Genomic DNA, 18,394 nt, shown 5'->3' on the forward strand with positions numbered 1-18,394 from the left:
GAAAAATATAATTCCTGATTGGCAAGATAGTTAAAATAAGGCTTGACAGCGTATTCATACCTGAACTTTATCATGCTTCAGTATTTTTCGTGAAATGGCGTTGGGCTACTGTAGCTTGCCACGACTATTTCATACTAACAGTAACCCTTACAGCAATGGCCTCACCAATATAATTAATAACCAGCACCGACAATAAATATCAATAATCAAACAGCAAACTCATTTACTTTCAGTTGTTTTTCTAATCTAAATCCCGATTTGGCTGGATTGAATATATAACCAGACCCAGAGACATTTGTCAGGCATGAGCAATCTTCATCTGCTTTCCTCAAGAACTTTCTAATATTTGACAATGAAACCGAAACGGTATTGTCGCAGACAATACGATTAGTCCATACACTATGTAAAATTTCATCTTTTGAGATCAATCGCCCTACGTTATTTATCAAATAAATCAATACATCCCTGTCTTTTTTACCCAGCCTAGACTGTACCAACAATCCCCCCAATGCTTTGTATTCGACAATACCATTTTGAAGATCAAAGGTAACTCCCTTATCTCTATTTACCATTTTTATATACATATCATTTCACCTCGACCAATACAGATTCACATATGCCTGATAACTAAGCAGCAATAATCCTATGTTTTAATCAAAATGTAGTGATGCTAAAATAATAAATTTATAAAAATAAAAAATCCTTCCTTTTCAATTAGTTACATCAACACCATCTCATCTGTCATAGTAATTTTATTGTTCATTCATCACTCCGAATGCTCAGTAACAGGCAACCTTTTCAAAGGCCATCTCCTGTATTATTCAATACTCAAAACCATGAAATAACGACTTAATTAATCTTATATCACTGATATATAAAAAGAGTTCATGAGTATCCTCACATGACATAAAGAATACAATGCTGGTTAAATATAATGCTGATTCGACGCAAATTTACATGAAAAGATATGATTTAATAGGGAGTTAATTTAGATCTATCTATTATCCGATAGCTATGTAGCTATTTGCCAGATCATCGCAGAGAGTTGTCACCAGCTTTGATAACTGTATTTTTACGTTACCGCCTCTGATTATCTCAGGAACCGACATTAGATATGTCTACCAGTCACTTGATAGCTTTATTTACCATAACGTATCAAGCCAGATTTAAACTAGACATGATTTAATATTTATTGTCAAGCTGGCATATATTTAACAGCATTATCAACAACCACTAACAAGTTAATATAACACCAAGAAATTTACCACAACAATAAATATTCAGATGACAATCAAAGCAACTTCTCACATCCTGCTTATTTTGCTTTATAAACATCTCCATCTGTTGTAAAACTACGCAACTAATAAACGGTTAAGATTTGTGTCAAGGTTTATAGTGAGACACCTCACTTAAAATTTTCTATAATTAATGGATTAGATAAACTAATTAATACTGAAACTATGATGAGCGATATCTCACTATTGAGAACAAATAATATACAGGGTGCTTGAATAAGAGTATTGCAACTATAGTAATGTTACTTATAGAATCACTAAAAGTAAGGCTACCGTAGATAGAGGTCTAAGGATTAGCTTTCACTGGATGAGAGCCTTGTTTATAACGTAAAATTTAATCATTGGTGGTTTTGCATGCTGGACTACAACCCCGTCTCAGGTGACGTCACATGGAACTCAGAAGTGATTGCTCGATTAAGCAAAAGCGAGACACTGATTTTTTCCGCTTTACTAAAAAAATTAAATCAGTTTTCCAGTAAAGAGGAACTGATTGAAGAAGGGTGGCCTAACAAGTTCGTCTCTCCCAATTCATTGGCAGTTGCTATAAAAAACATCAGAAAAGTACTACAAGAAACTGACGGGGCTTTTAAGATAGAAACCGTTCACCGGAGAGGTTATATACTTCATGGCGCAGCAGACAAGATCCAATCTAGCATGATTGCTCTGCAACCTCCTTGTGACTCGTCAAAAAATAAAAATGAGATAAATACAGAGAATAAAGCAACCGAATCAAGTTCAGATGAAGTAGATGAGGCCATTATTGATATGGCCAAAATTAACGCAAAGATCATAGCGCAAGAAAATCATGCCAGTTATTTTAAAAAAATATTTGTCAAAACACTATTCTCGCTGTATTGCGTAGCGATCCTGTCATTAGGTATCATATATTTCTTTTCTTCAGGTGAGCTTTACTGCTATCAGTTAAGTGAAAAAACAAAGATATGTGGCGTTTTTGAGCTAAATAAAAGCAAGCAAAAGTCAATATCTGAAAATATACAAAAGAAATCTGGTCTTTATCTTTATGGATATGACAACAATGATCAAGACATTAAAGTTCATAGCGTTGACTAGTTTCATAGTCCTCCATACTTATATTATTATTCCGGTTATCAATGGTATGGGGTGCAATTATAACTCAGAGGCAAATGATGTAAAGATGAAATATATAAGCACATGTCGATTCGGCATTGTAGAAACAATCGCATGGAACAAGATTAGTGGAGAGAAAAAACTTTTTAAAGGAATCTTGGCAAAAAAGAAAGACGATTTGTTTTTTTTTGTAGTTTATTCAAAAGAACTATCCAAACCTATATTCGATTTTGATGATGGTCTAAATGTAAGGTTTACCGATGCTCATATATACTCGGCGAAGCAAATTCATGCGGGGCAATACGATTGGGTTCTTCTAAGAAACCCATCGTATCGTGTTTACAAGGTAAATATGGCTGGCAAGTTGGGATTTTGGTAATGCTATTCTTGCTAGCCAATAATATTAAGTAGCATAGCTTTTAATTTTATATCGATTGACTCCTTCTTTATCGGCTTAGAGCCAATTTTTTATGTAGCTTAACATGGCCTCTTCTTTCATTGGTTTTGAGAAATAGTACCCTTGCACATATTTTACCCCCAAGTTTTTCAACACCCAAAGCTCGTCTTCTTCTTCAACACCCTCAGCGATAACGTACATACCCGCTTCGTTCGCATAAGTTAATATGGAGTTCAAAAGGCGCTGCATGGATAGTGAGTTATTAATGCCAGACACTAGATTCCTATCAATCTTGATTGCATCAAAAGCCCCCATACTTAGTGTAGAAAAAAAGGCATAGCCAGTACCAAAGTCATCAAGGTAAACTTCTACTCCGAGTTCTTTTATTTGGCCAACCGCATTAATGAACACTGACTGCTCAACGATTGGTACCGACTCAGTAACTTCTAAATTTAATGAACCTCGTGGCAATTTACATTCTATGAGCACCTTTTCCATTAAGTTTCTAATTATCCCACAATTGAAGATGATCTGAGAGGGAGATATGTTGACTGTAACGGGATAACCTGACTTTAGAATAAAATTTGCTGCGCATTGTACCATAAGTTCAAACAGTGCATTCATATGGCCATAATCTTCAGCCCACTGAATTATATCAACCGTGCTAAAATTAGGATGTCGCAGTAATGCTTCAAATGACTTTATTCTCCCCTGCTCAATATCGTGTAGCGGCTGGAATACCGCATAGCATTCCCCCAACATTAACTCTATATTAAATGTTCTTTGCAAATAAAATGTCTCATGATTTTTTCGGTAGTCCATCTTTTCTTCAAAATACACTGGTGCACGATCATGGGAGCATTTGGCTGCATACATGGCCATATCCGCTTTATCAAGCAACTCTTCTACTGCAACTGCTTGATGGGGATAAGCGCTAACTCCAATAGAAATACCAATTGAAAATGTGCGCTCGCCTAGTGCGATGGGCTGCGTTATTTTTTCGATTAGTTCCTGACAACGCGGCAGGGCTACACTTTTCTCACCAGGAATAACAAAAGCAAACTCATCACCACCAAGGCGTGCGACAGGGCTATTCATACCTAAGATTGATGACATTCTTGCTGAAGATATCTTTAATACAAGATCACCGGCAGCGTGTCCCATAAAATCATTAATTTCTTTAAATTTATCAAGGTCTGCATATGCGACCAGAAACTCTTCATTGGTGTTACATTTTTCACTTAATACGCTCCTGAATCCCTCTCTGTTAAGCAAGCCAGTCAAAGGGTCTATTAGCTTACTTTTTCTAAGCTCATCTACCGTTTTCTGCAGCGCATGTATAATGTATGTTTCTTTCTTCCGCATTATCAAGATAATGCTGGTACTAATGCATATACTGTAAAATAAAATGAAGTCATAAAGAGATAAATCCAAAGCTACATTTACAGCAGCGCAAAAAGCTGAGACCAACGCCGCAATAACAATTCTCACATAGGGTCTGGATTTAATAAAAAGACAAATAAATGATGCCATCAAGATTAATGCAAACGTTTCCTTTGATAAGGTATGAAAAAACTCATTTACTATAAAAAAAACAATTGATGACAGTGACACCAATAAACAAAAGTTCATCATCTTCAGGTTTTTGTTGTCAGGAATGAATTGCTCTGACAAAAAAAGATATGATGTAAAAAAGGTAAATGCCATTAGGTTTGCGGAAAACAGCTGATATACCAATTTTTCTGAGGAACTAGGGAAAACCAGGACAGATACACTTGCAATAAGAGTACATAAGGCTCCACCAAAATGGAGCCATAAAAATGATAGCACTTCATTGTCTTTTGAAAGAAAAGATATTGATGATTGCCAAAAATTCAACACAAATAGAAAGCCAATGATAAATACAGTGTTATTGACAGCATACATTATCAATGATGACCAATAAGACCCCATTCCCATAGGATAATTTTGGCTACTAAAATAGAGTAAGTTGAACCCTATTACTGTCATGAAAATTGATATTAGTGATATTGTCTTATCTATGCAGCGACCAAATGCCCATAGAAAAAATACCAGATAAGCATTAGGTGCCCAGATAATGCTGTATTCAGAATGATGATGCCCATCATTTTTCAATGTATGGAATACATCTTGATAAATCATATTACAGAGTGTTAATGTACACAATGCAATAACAAGTGTAGTATTCTTGATGGCACTCATAACATGACCTTATAGGAGACATCATCCAGATTTTTTGCTAAATGAGCAGTTGAAATATAATCGCCCATCAATGCAAAAAATGGTGTCCGACAAGCTATATCCAGATCTGTCTGACTTTGCACTCTATCTAATATGAGTTGCATTGCCAGTTTTTCTTTAACATAGAAGCAGGTATCAATAAAGTGATTAACTTCCGCCAAATTAGACGGAGGCGGTCCTAATCTGACATATTTAAATAGTTCTTTAACCACCTGGAAATCTCTGGGTTCGTTATCTTTCCAGTTATACCCTCCCAGACAAACCATATGGCCACTATCGACTATTTTAAATAGTGACTTTTGCCACTCCTTATCATTTTTATGATATGGTAAATTCAAGTCAAGAATCAACTCTATCTTTTGAGAGCGCAGACTATCCATCAATGCTATTAGCTGGCTAGATATTTTTGATAATACTCGTGGTTCAGCCTTAAAAAATAACTGACATGGCCGACGTCCAGCTTGATGATATGCCTTGCAACACTCTTCAAGAAGTGACATTTGTACACAGGTGATCATCAAAAGCAAATCGTGATCACAGGAATGATAGAATGAAGCCGCCTCCATACTGAGTGGTCTAAAATAGAAACCAGCCATTCTTTTTTTAGGATCTTTGCTATAAATATCCTGTACAAATAATCGAGTGTAGCTATTCCACCACTCAATATCATCCTCACCGATGTTCCAACTGTTATCCTGTTCCATTTCATCCCCAATCTGACCGGTCTATGATGTTTCAAATTTGGCAGATTGAGATTTTAAGTTGAGCCATCAAAAAGATGATGATTAATAAAATAATAAAAACCACTCACCAAGACAGATAATGGCAACATAACGCATTGATTTAATGCGATTTTATGGATAACCATACAAATGATTGAATCTCCAAGAATGATCTTTTTACAACGTGAAGTTTTATTCTTCAGGCTCTATTTTTTGAGCCACATATATTAAAACTCGGCAACCGTCCTCTGATAGCTTTCATATTTGTACTTCTGCATGGGGTTGGTTTTATAACCATTCCAAGCTCAACGAGCTGTAGTATATGGATATCACTCTTGTTGTTCAGTAGTGATGGCGTGAATAACCGCAGTGCAATATTGAGGGGATAATGGTGATCACATCACCACTATCCCCGGTTAGTTCCATTCAATCGGTATCGTTCCGGGAAACAAGGCCTCCTCAACGACGTATGCACGCTACCTGGCTAGGCTGTGTGTCACCGAATCCACCAACGAGACCAGTGTGCATATAGACGGCGGCATGTGCACTAACAGCAAGAGGGTCGTACGTCTCACTCGTCCAATAGTCATCGAAAGAGCCACCACACTTGTTAGCCAGTGGCCATCCATGAACATGACACAAGGCATAATTCTCACCAGAAGAAGGAGATATCTCGACAAACAATGCCTGCAATTCAGCTACCGTCGGTAGACGGCGTCCGATGCTATTGCAGTAGTTGTCGGCATCCAGCCAATTCATGGTGGCCGGATCCGGCTTGAGGAATCTTGTTATCATCAATTCTGTAAAGCTGACCGTTGCCGCTTTTTGCACGGTATCGCTATTTTTCGCATATAGCGTCACCTCCACATCCTCAACCACGCTGCTGCGCAGTGACACGATCACCTCACCAACGTCATTGGTAGTGGTCGTCCATGGCGACTCGTTATCGAACGTGGCGGTGCCCTTGTCAGCACTGAACTGCACAGTGATCGGCACATTTGCCAGAACCGACCCAGCAAGGTCTTTGAATGTGGCCACTATTGTGTTCCAGGCCTTATTATTGGCGGGCTGATTATTGGTCCCCACGGCTAATGTATCGAGCACCGGATAGAGTGCGAAGTTGGCATTACTGGTCATGCCCGTGTCACCAGAATTGGCTTCAGCCCTTGCCGTCACGGCGACCCTCTCAGCCCGGGTGTTGATGAGGGTCACTGTTGCCAGACCATTACTGTCGGTCACACTTGTCGCTGCGCCCAAGGTTGCCGTGGTGCTGCCATGCGACCATACCACGCTAGCGCCCTGCATGGGGTTCCCCTCAATATCATGCACAGTCGCTGTCAGCAGGTCAGCGCTGACGTTATCCGCAGGCTGATTGTCAGTGGTGGTCACCAGTTGGGCCACTCTCGCGGTAGCTGGGTTGGCGGCCAGAGTCACCTGCAGTGATGGAGGAAGTGTGGTCAAGGGAGCGCCATCCAGCTGTGGCATCAGGGTGACAACGCCAGACTTGGTCCCCGTCAGGATGTACTCATAGATGCCATTGCCCCGGTCGTTTTCCATCAGGGAGATAACATCTGTATCCACACCGCTATAACCTAGCTCCACCCGATCACTGATGCCGGTTACCGGTGTTTGATTGTCGTCTTTGAGGGTCAGCATCAGAACTGCATTATCAACCCCATCCGCCACTATGGTGGACTTGTCGACACTGAAGGTGGATTTGGCGGGGTCTGGCCGCCCCTGCACCACCGCAGAGAGCGAACTGCTTGTCTCGATCCCCTCGAACGGATCGGTCACCGCCTGATTGGTGGCCGGGATGACAGCAAAGCGAAGCTGTTTGCCACGCTCGGCATCGGTCAACAGATAGCGATCACCTCTGGCGAGTTCGATGTCACTATTATTCAGCCAGCGCAATACACTGCCCTGTTCCTCGTCGGTATCCAGGTCATTAAAGGTATATGTTCCCAGCAGGGTATCCCCCACCAAGGGCGCCGCCGGGCCAGTCAGTGTCACGCCAGATGCCACTGGCGCACGCCCCTGCACCGACAGGGTGTTGGCACTTTCGGCCATTGCTCCTGTCGTTTGCCACAGCACCATCCACAGTGCCAGATATGACAAATAACGAGATATCACCTTCATTCAAACACTCTCCGGTTTACGACAGCACCATCACCTGCTGTAACTAGCCAGCCTCGCCATTTTTACAGGCCAAGCTGATTAAAATGGTGGGCGCCCGCGGGCGCCCTGTATTACTGATTGATGTGCCCACCTCACCTTCCCTGGCAAGGCAGGACAACCCGTTATCCATCCGATAACCATCAACCTCTTGCTGCGGGCGATGGTCCGGATATCATGCCCATCCAGCCGGGGCTGGTGATGGCTTTACTTCTTGGTGACATCAACCCGCAGCTTGCGCTTCTGATCATCCTTGCTTGGGGTGTAGGTTTCACTGACAGCCCCAGGAATGTTGATGTAGTTGCCACCTGCACCATCCTCAATTTGCCATGTGTAGTTGTAATCACTCGCCACCCCAACCCCACCGGCACTGGTAGTGACCTTGGCCCTGAGTTCGGTCGAGACAATCGGATTGCCAGCAAGCGCAGCGTCAGTGGCCGCAATGACGATCTCGACGGCATCCACCTCATTGGGATCAACCACATCAACAGAACCATCGCCATCAGGAGAGCCCCCCGCCGCCGCAACTTCATTCCCCTGATAAGGGTCTGTCGTGGTTGCATCGGTTTGCGGAATAACTCCTGCTGTGATTTGGGTACCAAGATCTGCCAAAGTCAGGGAATAACTATCACCGGTTACCCCCATATCAATGCCATCGCGATACCACTTGTACTCACTCGGTGCTTGAGCATCCATATCCGGATCATCAAAACCTTGTTCTTCAATTTTGAGGCTGTCACCTACATCCACTCGACCGTTGTTGTTGACATCGACATAGTTGAATGACACTCCAGTCAACGTTGGGGGTCGCCCCTTCACAGTATCGGTTGGAGCCGATGTCAGCGCGCTGGCGCCACTGGCTACGCCCCACATTACCATTGCGATCGATACCGCGATTTTTTGCTTTCTCATCACTTGCTCTCTTCCTTTTGGCTACAAAAAATGACTTACATGGCGTCGATAAACGCCACTCCGGATGCTCACAGCGCCGCAACAATGACGCGCACCCGTTTCTTCTGATCCTCTCGCACGGGTAAATAGGTCACACTGGTCGCCCCAGCGATATCCACAAAACGTCCAGTACCGACCTCCTCCTCGATCTGCCACTGCCAGGTCAGTCCTGTGCGGCACGCGCTCGAGCCGCAGTCAGGCACGGCCGTCAGTACAGAGCCCACCTGAGGGAAGCCGTTAACTAGCCCGGTAATCGTCACTCCCATCAAGCTCGCGAGGTAATTCACACTGCTAGCCGGCCCCGTGTTGCCGCTCTTGTCGGTAGCCGTGGCAGTAATGGTGCCACTCCCCTGCACCGTCGGGGCTTCCAGGCTGTAGTTGCCATCCACGTCCGCGGTCGTGGTGCTGGTCGTGCCATCCGGCCAGGTAATGGTCACCGTGCTGTCCGGTTCAGCCTTGCCACTGACCTCCGGCTTGTTGTCGCTATTGCGATCCGTCGCAACCAAGGTCGGAGCCCCTGGTGCCGTTGAGTCGGTGTAGTTCACGCTGGTAGCCGGCCCCGTGTTGCCGCGCTTGTCTGTAGCCGTGGCGGTGATGGTGCCACTCCCCTGCGCCGTCGGGGCTTCCAGGCTGTAGTTGCCATCCTCATCTGCAGTCGTGGTGCTGGTCGTGCCATCCGGCCAGGTAATGGTCACCGTGCTGCCCGGTTCCGCTTTACCAGTGGCCTCTGGCTTGTCGTCACCATTGCTGTCGGTCACTGTCAACGTCGGGGCCCCCGGCACAGTTGCATCATCAATAAACTCAAACTCCATGCTGTCACGCGCCACATGCCCACTCGGGAAGGTGACCTCTACATCCAGGCGATACCGAGTGCCGGGGTTGGGTTGCCCAGGCGCAACCAGCTCACGCCCCGTCAGTACCTGTGCAGGCCCCTGAAATGTCAGGCGATAGCGGTACTGGTAACCATCGCGGTCCGCTTCTACATCCCCCTCAATACTCTCAATCGGGATCCCATTTCGCGCTTTGGCAGGCTTCTGACGGGGGTCAACCACCCCCCAGTCAACGTGGTAGTGAGCACCGGGGCGAAGTTGAACAAAGTGTTCTGCCAACTGAATAGCGGGTTGCAGCCCAGAGTCTTCCGAGACGACAACAACCCCTTCCGCGATGGCTTCATGGCCATCAATGTCGGTGACGATGGCAACGACCGGATATTGATTGGATTGGCCAATGCGATAGATGGGCAAGACCGGAAGTGTAAGGGAACGTTTGTCCTGCCCAACCGTATCGACAGGGCCAAGTCCACTGAGCCCCAGGATCTCGCCAAACCACTGGATGGAGGCTATCTGGCGGGAATGCTGAATGTTGAGCGTCAAGGTCAGGGCTTGCCCCTCTCCCGCAGAATACTGGTCGTTGAGAGAGGCCTTGAGGAGTACCTTGTCGCGATACTCGAGCACCATGTCATTGTTACGCTCAACCAGATCGTGGCGCATACCTGCCAGCGACTTGTCGACACGGGACGGATTCAGCATGTCCGAGAGCGTGGCCCCCAGCTTCCACTCCAGCCCCAGCGTAAAACGGGTGTCATGTTGCCTGCCGCTCGCTTCAACTTGCTCGACATCCATCTTGAGTAACGGGAAGGGGTTATAGTGCAGACCGGCAGTGATGGCATGCGGATCGCGCTCAAGCTGATCTGCGCCCAGCAAGTCAACCCGCTCCCCCAAATACTGCTCGGCAGTGAGCGATGCGCTCCATTGCGGATAGGCCGGCAGATAGGCCTCAAGACGCACATCCATACCGCGTGCTGCGCGCTCTTCCATACCCTCAAACCGTGGGGAGTCACGCCAACTGCTCAGTGGTGTATAAAAGTTGGCACCCAACTTGAGATAGTCACGCCACGCCTCAGTCCCGACTCCCGCACGCCAGTGCCGGTTGGTCAGGTCATAATCAGCAAACAGGTTGTAGCCCAGCATCCAGCGGTCTAGGAAATGACGCTGGCCCACCCCCAGGTTGGCAATGGTGCGCGCCTGCCCATTTCGGCGTAGACCAAACTGGGTAAACAGCAGGGTCTGCTGCTCTTCCGCAAGCGGCAACAAGAGATCCGCCTCGGCAGTGACCATATTGAAATCGTCATCCAGTGTCACCCGGGTTCTGGCTGTGCCCATCGTCCCCAGCAAGGATGCTGCATAGGCATTGGCCTCCTCTTCAAAATGGGTGACCAGTTGCTGACGCCAATACTGCTTCTCTTGTTCTGACCCATGATGCGGTGCAGTCGCATCCTGTGTAACGCTCTGCGCGGAAGGTGGTAGATGCCGCAGACTTCGTTTAAACCCCTTAACCAATTCACTGTGGTTTTCCTGATCTGCCGGCATCTCTGACTCGGCAGGTGAAAACAGCTGCCCCAAGCGGGCAGCCTGCTCGGCAACCTTCTGCTCGACATCCACAGGGGTTGGCGTAGGCGCCGTCAAATGCAGTGGATTGGCGCCTGACAGCGCAGGTAAAACGGACGCACGCGGTAAATTGATAGTGTCACCTACCGGCAAATGAGGGGCGTTTAGCGCCAGGTTGCCATTTAATGCCAACAGTTGGTGAGGTGTTGTGCCAAACTGGCGTGAGACAGAACCAAGCGTATCTCCCTTTGCGATCTGATAGCGGATAAGTTCAGGTTGCTTGGCTGCGGGCATGGAGAGTTGCCCAGCCGCATAAGCCACAGGAAATAATGCCTGCTGTCCTAAAAAGAGATAAGTCCAGACGCTTTGATGGACTTTACTTGGTGTGAAACTCATAAATAGACCCTTGAGTATATCTTTAGCGGCAGGACTATATATGAGGGGCTGCATTTGAGATCTATATATTAAATTTTAAAGTCACAATAAATAAATAATAAATGTAATTAATTTAAATAACCCACCTTGGTATCAGCTTGATACATATAGCATTTCTCTTTATATCAGCCATAAACACAAACAAAACAGACCTCATTGAGCTCTATTGCATCAGGCATGCTCATTTAACTGGAATTCAGAAAACGTGACAAGCATCACAATTAAATCTATTTATAATACAGCTTGAGTTCAGGTTTGCTGCGATGTCAGTCCATGAGCACCCCTGTTCCCCTAATACATTTTAAAGTTCAAAAAACATCCACCAACAAAGAATCTTAATTTTTATCAGCATCCTACTTCACCTTGGTATATTTCTGTGTCACCACCGCTCGAACATTGATCCACTCTGGCAAACGTTTCCGATTAAACAGTACATCAGCTGTGATTTACTCGCGGAACAGAAACTTCATAAGCAAAGCACGAGTAATTTGCGTGCCTCCTATGAAAAGAGAGTGCATCGCCATAAATAGAAAAGAGGTCGACACCTCTTCATATTAAAATAATAAATTAATGTTATGCCAATTGGTTATTTTCTTTCTTCATTTACGACATCAGTGCTAAAAAAAACAGTACCACTCCTCCATAAAATTCAATTAAGGCTAAAAAAAAGCCATTTTTGTGAGTCAGGTAGCGCTATTGATTTTTTTTAGTCACACCAGTGGAATCGTTTACACTACTGTTGCGCCAACCACATTAATTAATCGGCATTTTATTGTTCTGTCTGCCGTCAGCATTAATTACTCCCCTCTTTCAGAGGCCAAAGGTAGAGAAATGGAAAAGATCTGCAAGATAAGTGGTCGACGCACGGAAATGCTCGTTAACCTGACGCAAGGAGCTGAAATTATCTATTGGGGCAACAAGTTAACATTGACGCCCCCGGAGCGCTGCCTATCCCTTGATCGGCCAGTGCCTTTTGGCCGACTGGATTGCGATGTCCCGTTAACTTTGTTTCCGGACTCCGGTTCGGGCGTCTTTAGCTCCCCTGCATTGGAAGGGCATAGAAATGGTCAGGATTGGTCTCCGGTCTTCACTATTCAGTCTGTCGAGCACGACGAACATTCCCTACGCCTTGTCAGTCATGATCCTGTCGCTCGCCTGTGTCTCTTGACTGAACTCACCATAGATCCTCTTTCTGACATTGTCGCCGTGCGCCATACCCTGAACAATGAAAGCGAGGAGCCCTTCACGGTAAACAGGCTCGCGACAACATTGCCATTACCCATGCGCGCCATTGAGTGTTTGTCATTCTACGGGCGTTGGGTTAATGAGTTCCAACAGCATCGACATATCCTGATGCACGGTGGATTCCAGCAAGAGAACCGCCGTGGTCGTACGTCTCACGAACACTACCCGGCGCTCATCATCGGCACCAAAGGATTTGATGAACAGCACGGAGAAGTATGGGGAGCTCATCTGGCCTGGAGCGGTAATCATCGAATGCGAGTTGATGTAAAGGCTGATGGTCGTCGTTTCTTGCAGGCCGAAGCACTCTACTACCCGGGGGAAATTTGCCTGCAAAAAGATGAACGCATCACGACCCCCTGGCTCTATGCAACCTATTGTGCTGATGGCCTGAATGGCATGAGCCATCAATTTCACCAGTTTGTGCGTGAGCACATCCTGACCTTTCCGCAGCGACGCAACTATCAGACATGCCGACCGGTACATCTCAACACATGGGAAGGTATCTACTTTGAGCATGATCCAGACTACATCATGTGTATGGCCACTGAGGCAGCCAAGATGGGTGTGGAACGCTTCATCATTGATGATGGCTGGTTCAAGGGCCGCTGCAATGATAGGGCGGCACTGGGTGACTGGTACCTGGATAAGCAGAAATATCCTGATGGTTTGCAGCCGGTTATCGAACATGTCAAAGCCATGGGCATGGAATTTGGCATCTGGGTTGAACCAGAAATGATCAGCAAAGATTCTGATCTATATCGCCAACACCCCGACTGGCTGATGGAACTCGATGGCTATGAGCAACCAACAGGTCGCAACCAATATCTGATCGACCTGCAGAATCCTGATGCCTTTGCCTACTTGTTGGAACGTCTTGATGACCTGCTGAGCCGCTATGATATTGCCTATCTCAAGTGGGACATGAACCGTGAAACGGTCCAGCCTGCTCACCACGGACAAGCTTGCCAAACACGCCAGGTACAAAATGTCTATCGACTGATGGACGAGCTTAAAACAAGGCATCCACATATCGAGATTGAATCCTGTGCTGCCGGTGGTGGCCGTATCGATTATGAGATCCTAAAGCGAGTGCAACGTTTCTGGCCATCTGATAACAATGACGCACTCAAACGTCAGGAGATCCAGAGCGGGTTTAGCTATTTTTTCCCGCCTGAAGTGATGGGCTCTCATATTGGCGCTCGACATTGCCATGCCACTCGCAGAGTATCCGACATCGACTTCCGCGGGATCACAGCCTTGTTTGGACATATGGGAATAGAGCTCGATCCGGTCAAAGAGTCGGACGAAGAGAAAGCTGGCTTTGCAAAATACATCGCATTGCATAAGCAGTATAGAAACCTGCTTCATAGCGGAATCACCTACCGTATTGAAAGCGACGATCAACAAGCTCAAAAAATCCATGCCGTCATAACTCCTGATGCCAAGCATGCATTAGTGATGGTTGCACAGCTAGATATGCCTACATATGCCCACAGCGGCACTTTACGGATACCGGGATTAATCGCGCAAACACAATATCGCGTCAACGTCATCGCGCATCCGAATAACTTTCATAATGGCCTGGTTAACAAGCAACCCGTCTGGAGCCTTGCTGGTATCGTATCAAGCGGCGAATGGCTGCGCCAAGTAGGTCTGGCAATGCCAATTCTTGATCCAACTACGGCCATCTTGATCGATATATCAGCGTTATAAATTGACAGTTTAATTATCTCGATTCACAAATAATCAGAGCGAAACGGCCATTGAATTATGGCCGTCCTCGATGTTATCGACATGATTAAAAACCGGCCAAGATAACCCTTTGGGTTTTCATTATATTTAGACTAAATCTTCATTATTTCACGTTATTGTATTAATCAAGAAAAATCACACATGACACTCACAATAAGGATGAAACTTTATGAGTATAAGCAATGTCGCCAAACTTTCCTATGGTATAGGAGCCCTTGGTAAAGATTTGGCATGTTCGATAATTTACATTTATTTAATGTATTACTATACCGATGTCGTTGGCCTTGAAGCTGCATTCGTAGGCACTTTATTTTTAGTCGCCAGAATTTGGGATACGTTCAACGACCCCATCATGGGTATGATTGTTGATAATACTCGCAGTCGCTATGGTAAGTTCAGACCATGGATCGTTATTGGTACCCTGATAAATTCAGTCGTGATGGTAGCTGTTTTCTTCACCCATGAGTTTGAAGGAACCGCACTATACATTTATACAGCTATCAGTTATATCCTCTGGGGAATGACATATACAATCATGGATATTCCCTACTGGTCGTTCATTCCCGCGCTAACCAGCAATAAGAAAGAGCGAGAGCAGATTGTGGTGATCCCTCGCCTGTTTGCAAGCTTTGCCTGGTTTGTTATGGGAGCCTTTGGCATGAAAGCTATCGATATTTTGGGTGATGGCGATAGTGGTGCCGGCTTCGCCAAGGTATCGATGATTATTGCGCTAATATTCATTTTGAGTGCTTTGCTGACCGTATGGAAAGTAAAAGAAGATAGCGCTATTGCGACCAAGGTGTCTGAGAAGATCAACTTTAAAGATGTAAAAGCGATTATCTTCCAAAATGATCAACTAAAGGCTTTGATAGGTATTGTGTTGTGCTTTAACTTGGCAATGCAGTTAGCCGGTAGTTTTGCTATCTACTACTTCACTTATGCGATGGGCGATAAAGATATGTTCGCCGTCTTCATGGGATTTGCGGGCTCTGCCGAGATCATCGGACTGGTGTTATTCCCACTGATCGTCAGCAAACTATCTCGCCCCATGATTTGGCGCCTTGCTTGTGTTTTCCCACTGATGAGTTATGTCATCTTGCTGCTTACCGGTCATTTTATGCCAGAGAATACACTACTGATCGGAATGGCAGGAGCCGCAATGAAGTTGGGCTCAGGCTTTGCCTTGGCGATGTCAACTCTTATGCTGGCAGATGTGGTTGATTACGGTGAATACAAGATGGGCATGCGCAGTGAAAGTGTCGTCTTCTCGGTGCAAACCATGCTGGTGAAAGCTGCCAGTGCATTTGCCGGCTTCCTGACTGGTATTGGGCTAACAATAGTTGGCTATGTCCCAAATACTTTGCAAAGCGAAGGCACTGTGCTGGGAATGCAGGTCTTGATGTTAGGCATTCCGAGTCTGCTAATTTTTCTGAGCTATCTGATTTATAAATCAAGTTATAAGCTCAATGGTAAATTTCACGATGAGATACTGGCCGCACTGGGTCGAGTTTGAATATAGAGAAAAACAAGTTGCAAGAAATAAGTGAGTTCGTCATTTAGGTTCTCACTGATAGTCGCATCATTTTCACATTAATAGCTCTAGGTTACCTGGTGAAATAGGTCGTGCCTTTTATTCTCTTAACGATGCAAAGAAAATCCATTTAATATTGACAAGTAAGGAAAATACATGAAACTAAAAAAATCAAACTGCTTCAGTCTGCTTTTATTAGCGATGCTGCCTTTGTCTTCTCAGGCTGCATTTGAAAATTTCACAACTATGGGATATGCCAAGTGGGGCAATATAAACACGAATAACGATGAACGTAATGGGGGTAAAGGAGAACTGGATGCTGTACTACGAGCCCAGGAGGGGTATGGCAACTATCGTCTTGGTAATGAGATGAACTGGTGGGAGTTGGGTTTCAAGGCTGACTTGTGGCGGCAAGAGGAGGCTTACTTCGATTTCACATATTATATTGGCAGTGGCGACAAGTGGAGCGATGTCGGTACATTACAGGTCTGGTCTTCTGCTCATAATATATTGCCAAGTTTGCCTGGCGCGGTAGTCTGGGCCGGGGAGCGCTTCTATCAGCGCCATGAAGTTCACATGATCGATGTCAAGTATTGGGATGTCTCTAACAAGGGCTTTGGTATTGAAAATATTGACGTTAGCGGCACCAAGCTTCATCTCGCCTATTTCACCCCGGAGAGCAGTTATAATGCCCTTGGTGAAAATGGGGCCTACCATGACGAGATCCGTTCGTTACACCACTTTGATGTTCGACTATCCGATATAAATATAAGCAGTGGTGCACATATAACGCTCGGTTTGAACTATGTATTCGCCCAGAATGATCATTTCGAACAGTTTGATAACAAAGGTTATCCAAATCAGGAGATCACGGATAGCGGTGCAATGCTGAGCATGCTATACCAGCAGAAGTGGGTTCTAGGTAGTAATACGTTCGCTATGCAGTATGGTATCGATGGATTGGCTGGCGGTTTGATGAGTGCCGAGGGAGCATCAGCAGTAAAATATGCGATTGGAGTCGACCATGATGGCAGTAGTTTCCGCGTTATAAACCATGGCGATCTCATTTTTAATGACAAGTGGAGTGCTCTTTATTCAATAGCTTATCAAAGCCTGGAGCTTGATAATGAGTACGGCAGTGACTGGTTCAGTGCTGGTATGCGTCCGCAATATAGTTGGAATGACTTTACAGCAACGGCTCTTGAAATTGGTTACGAGCGCGTCAAGGCTCAAAATGGTTCAGGTGTGAACAACTTCTCCAAGGTAACGTTGGCACAAATGTTCCAAGCTGGCCGCTCTGTCTGGGCTCGACCAACCCTGCGTTTATTTGCCACCTATGCCGAACTGGATAATGAGTGGAGTCGTCAAGGTGATGTGTATGGCAAACCTGTTAAGTTGACTGGCGATAAAGCCGGTAGTCAAAACGAAGCGACTTTCGGCTTTAATATCGAAGTATGGTGGTAAATATATTTACTAAAAAATGTCACCATACTAAATACCAGTATTAAATTATCTATGCACAATGCCAGTCAGTTATATATGACTGGCATTGTTATTAGTTGGCTGCATGTGACACGATATATACCTGAGTCGTGTTTACAATGATTCATTACGAAAACTCTGTGCCTCTAGGCTATATCTCATATTGATGTTATTGATAGGCATGGTTGCACGATAGTGACAGTTCTATATAAATATCTTTAATAAAGAGTATGATAAATATTTCTCTGTGATGAAGCCAGCAATATTTTTGGTAACCTCCGATAAAAATATAGCAAAACCGTTCTGATGAGGTTAAGTAATCAACACTTCCCTAAGGGAAACATCATGGCTCACTTTTTACAAACTTGATTTTTATGAGATAGCTTCTACACCAGAAAATAACGAGTTTGTTATCTCCATCAGATGAGATATCCAGCTTGGTGAACTCGAATCTTCTCCATGAATCTAACCTGGTGTAGAAAGTATGTTTATAACACGCCATAAAATAGAAGCGCCGGATGATACCCGGCGCTTCATCATGATGGTCTGGCAGGCTTCACTTAATAAAGGGTGCAGCCCCAACGGTAACGACGCTCAAGCAGTTGATACTCGGGACGCACGCTTTGGCTCCAGGAGTCATCCCCGCCCACCCCCATGTGGGCGCCATCGAGACA

12 protein-coding genes are annotated in these 18,394 nt (G+C 45.1%); 5 read left to right on the plus strand and 7 right to left on the minus strand.

Going from position 1 to position 18,394, the window contains the following annotated elements:
* Positions 1-206 precede the first annotated feature (206 nt).
* Positions 207-584 carry a winged helix-turn-helix domain-containing protein gene (locus G5179_RS19845; protein WP_216953524.1) on the minus strand — a complete coding sequence of 126 codons (378 nt, stop codon included), beginning with the start codon at positions 582-584 and terminating at the stop codon, positions 207-209.
* A gap of 1,065 nt (positions 585-1,649) precedes the next feature.
* Here G5179_RS19845 and G5179_RS19850 point away from each other — a divergent pair.
* Positions 1,650-2,366 carry a winged helix-turn-helix domain-containing protein gene (locus G5179_RS19850; RefSeq protein WP_421258974.1) on the plus strand — a complete coding sequence of 239 codons (717 nt, stop codon included), beginning with the start codon at positions 1,650-1,652 and terminating at the stop codon, positions 2,364-2,366.
* Positions 2,367-2,451: 85 nt separating this feature from the next.
* Complete coding sequence (locus tag G5179_RS19855) at positions 2,452-2,763, plus strand: hypothetical protein (RefSeq protein WP_216953522.1); 312 nt, start codon at positions 2,452-2,454, stop codon at positions 2,761-2,763.
* A gap of 75 nt (positions 2,764-2,838) precedes the next feature.
* On the opposite strand, the gene G5179_RS19860 is transcribed toward G5179_RS19855, so the two are convergent.
* From G5179_RS19860 to G5179_RS19880, 5 genes are all read right to left on the minus strand, one after another.
* Entirely contained in the window at positions 2,839-5,004 is a 2,166-nt protein-coding gene (locus G5179_RS19860; protein WP_421258975.1) for a putative bifunctional diguanylate cyclase/phosphodiesterase, read from the minus strand.
* Positions 5,001-5,747, minus strand: a complete 747-nt coding sequence (locus G5179_RS19865; protein ID WP_216953520.1) for a hypothetical protein — start codon at positions 5,745-5,747, stop codon at positions 5,001-5,003. The genes G5179_RS19860 and G5179_RS19865 overlap by 4 nt, the downstream gene beginning before the upstream one ends.
* Before the next feature lie 477 nt (positions 5,748-6,224).
* Positions 6,225-7,901 (minus strand): Ig-like domain-containing protein, encoded by a 1,677-nt coding sequence (locus G5179_RS19870; RefSeq protein WP_421258976.1) that lies wholly within the window; start codon positions 7,899-7,901, stop codon positions 6,225-6,227.
* A gap of 243 nt (positions 7,902-8,144) precedes the next feature.
* Positions 8,145-8,849, minus strand: coding sequence for a ZirU family protein (locus G5179_RS19875; RefSeq protein ID WP_227342788.1), 705 nt, complete (start codon positions 8,847-8,849; stop codon positions 8,145-8,147).
* 68 nt (positions 8,850-8,917) lie between these two features.
* Positions 8,918-11,725 carry an inverse autotransporter beta domain-containing protein gene (locus tag G5179_RS19880; RefSeq protein WP_421258977.1) on the minus strand — a complete coding sequence of 936 codons (2,808 nt, stop codon included), beginning with the start codon at positions 11,723-11,725 and terminating at the stop codon, positions 8,918-8,920.
* 816 nt (positions 11,726-12,541) lie between these two features.
* On the opposite strand from G5179_RS19880, the gene G5179_RS19885 reads away from it, so the two are divergent.
* The 3 genes from G5179_RS19885 to G5179_RS19895 all read left to right on the plus strand — a co-directional run bounded on the left by G5179_RS19885 (position 12,542) and on the right by G5179_RS19895 (position 17,702).
* Entirely contained in the window at positions 12,542-14,668 is a 2,127-nt protein-coding gene (locus G5179_RS19885; RefSeq protein WP_227342784.1) for an alpha-galactosidase, read from the plus strand.
* A gap of 208 nt (positions 14,669-14,876) precedes the next feature.
* Complete coding sequence (melB, locus tag G5179_RS19890; protein ID WP_227342782.1) at positions 14,877-16,220, plus strand: melibiose:sodium transporter MelB; 1,344 nt, start codon at positions 14,877-14,879, stop codon at positions 16,218-16,220.
* Between the two features lie 174 nt (positions 16,221-16,394).
* Complete coding sequence (locus G5179_RS19895; RefSeq protein WP_227342780.1) at positions 16,395-17,702, plus strand: carbohydrate porin; 1,308 nt, start codon at positions 16,395-16,397, stop codon at positions 17,700-17,702.
* Positions 17,703-18,280: 578 nt separating this feature from the next.
* On the opposite strand, the gene G5179_RS19900 is transcribed toward G5179_RS19895, so the two are convergent.
* Positions 18,281-18,394: hypothetical protein (locus tag G5179_RS19900; RefSeq protein ID WP_421258978.1), on the minus strand; the 114-nt coding region annotated here is incomplete at its 5' end.

It is taken from the genome of Aeromonas sp. 600886, assembly GCF_049174935.1.
GTDB lineage: Bacteria > Pseudomonadota > Gammaproteobacteria > Enterobacterales > Aeromonadaceae > Aeromonas > Aeromonas veronii_A.

Excerpts from the sequence above, each read along its gene's own strand:
- G5179_RS19845 (WP_216953524.1), bottom strand. The coding sequence starts at position 584 with ATGTATATAAAAATGGTAAATAGAGATAAGGGAGTTACCTTTGATCTT.
- G5179_RS19850 (WP_421258974.1), top strand. The coding sequence starts at position 1,650 with ATGCTGGACTACAACCCCGTCTCAGGTGACGTCACATGGAACTCAGAA.
- G5179_RS19855 (WP_216953522.1), top strand. The coding sequence starts at position 2,452 with ATGAAATATATAAGCACATGTCGATTCGGCATTGTAGAAACAATCGCA.
- G5179_RS19860 (WP_421258975.1), bottom strand. The coding sequence starts at position 5,004 with ATGAGTGCCATCAAGAATACTACACTTGTTATTGCATTGTGTACATTA.
- G5179_RS19865 (WP_216953520.1), bottom strand. The coding sequence starts at position 5,747 with ATGGAACAGGATAACAGTTGGAACATCGGTGAGGATGATATTGAGTGG.
- G5179_RS19870 (WP_421258976.1), bottom strand. The coding sequence starts at position 7,901 with ATGAAGGTGATATCTCGTTATTTGTCATATCTGGCACTGTGGATGGTG.
- G5179_RS19875 (WP_227342788.1), bottom strand. The coding sequence starts at position 8,849 with ATGAGAAAGCAAAAAATCGCGGTATCGATCGCAATGGTAATGTGGGGC.
- G5179_RS19880 (WP_421258977.1), bottom strand. The coding sequence starts at position 11,725 with ATGCAGCCCCTCATATATAGTCCTGCCGCTAAAGATATACTCAAGGGT.
- G5179_RS19885 (WP_227342784.1), top strand. The coding sequence starts at position 12,542 with ATGGAAAAGATCTGCAAGATAAGTGGTCGACGCACGGAAATGCTCGTT.
- melB (WP_227342782.1), top strand. The coding sequence starts at position 14,877 with ATGAGTATAAGCAATGTCGCCAAACTTTCCTATGGTATAGGAGCCCTT.
- G5179_RS19895 (WP_227342780.1), top strand. The coding sequence starts at position 16,395 with ATGAAACTAAAAAAATCAAACTGCTTCAGTCTGCTTTTATTAGCGATG.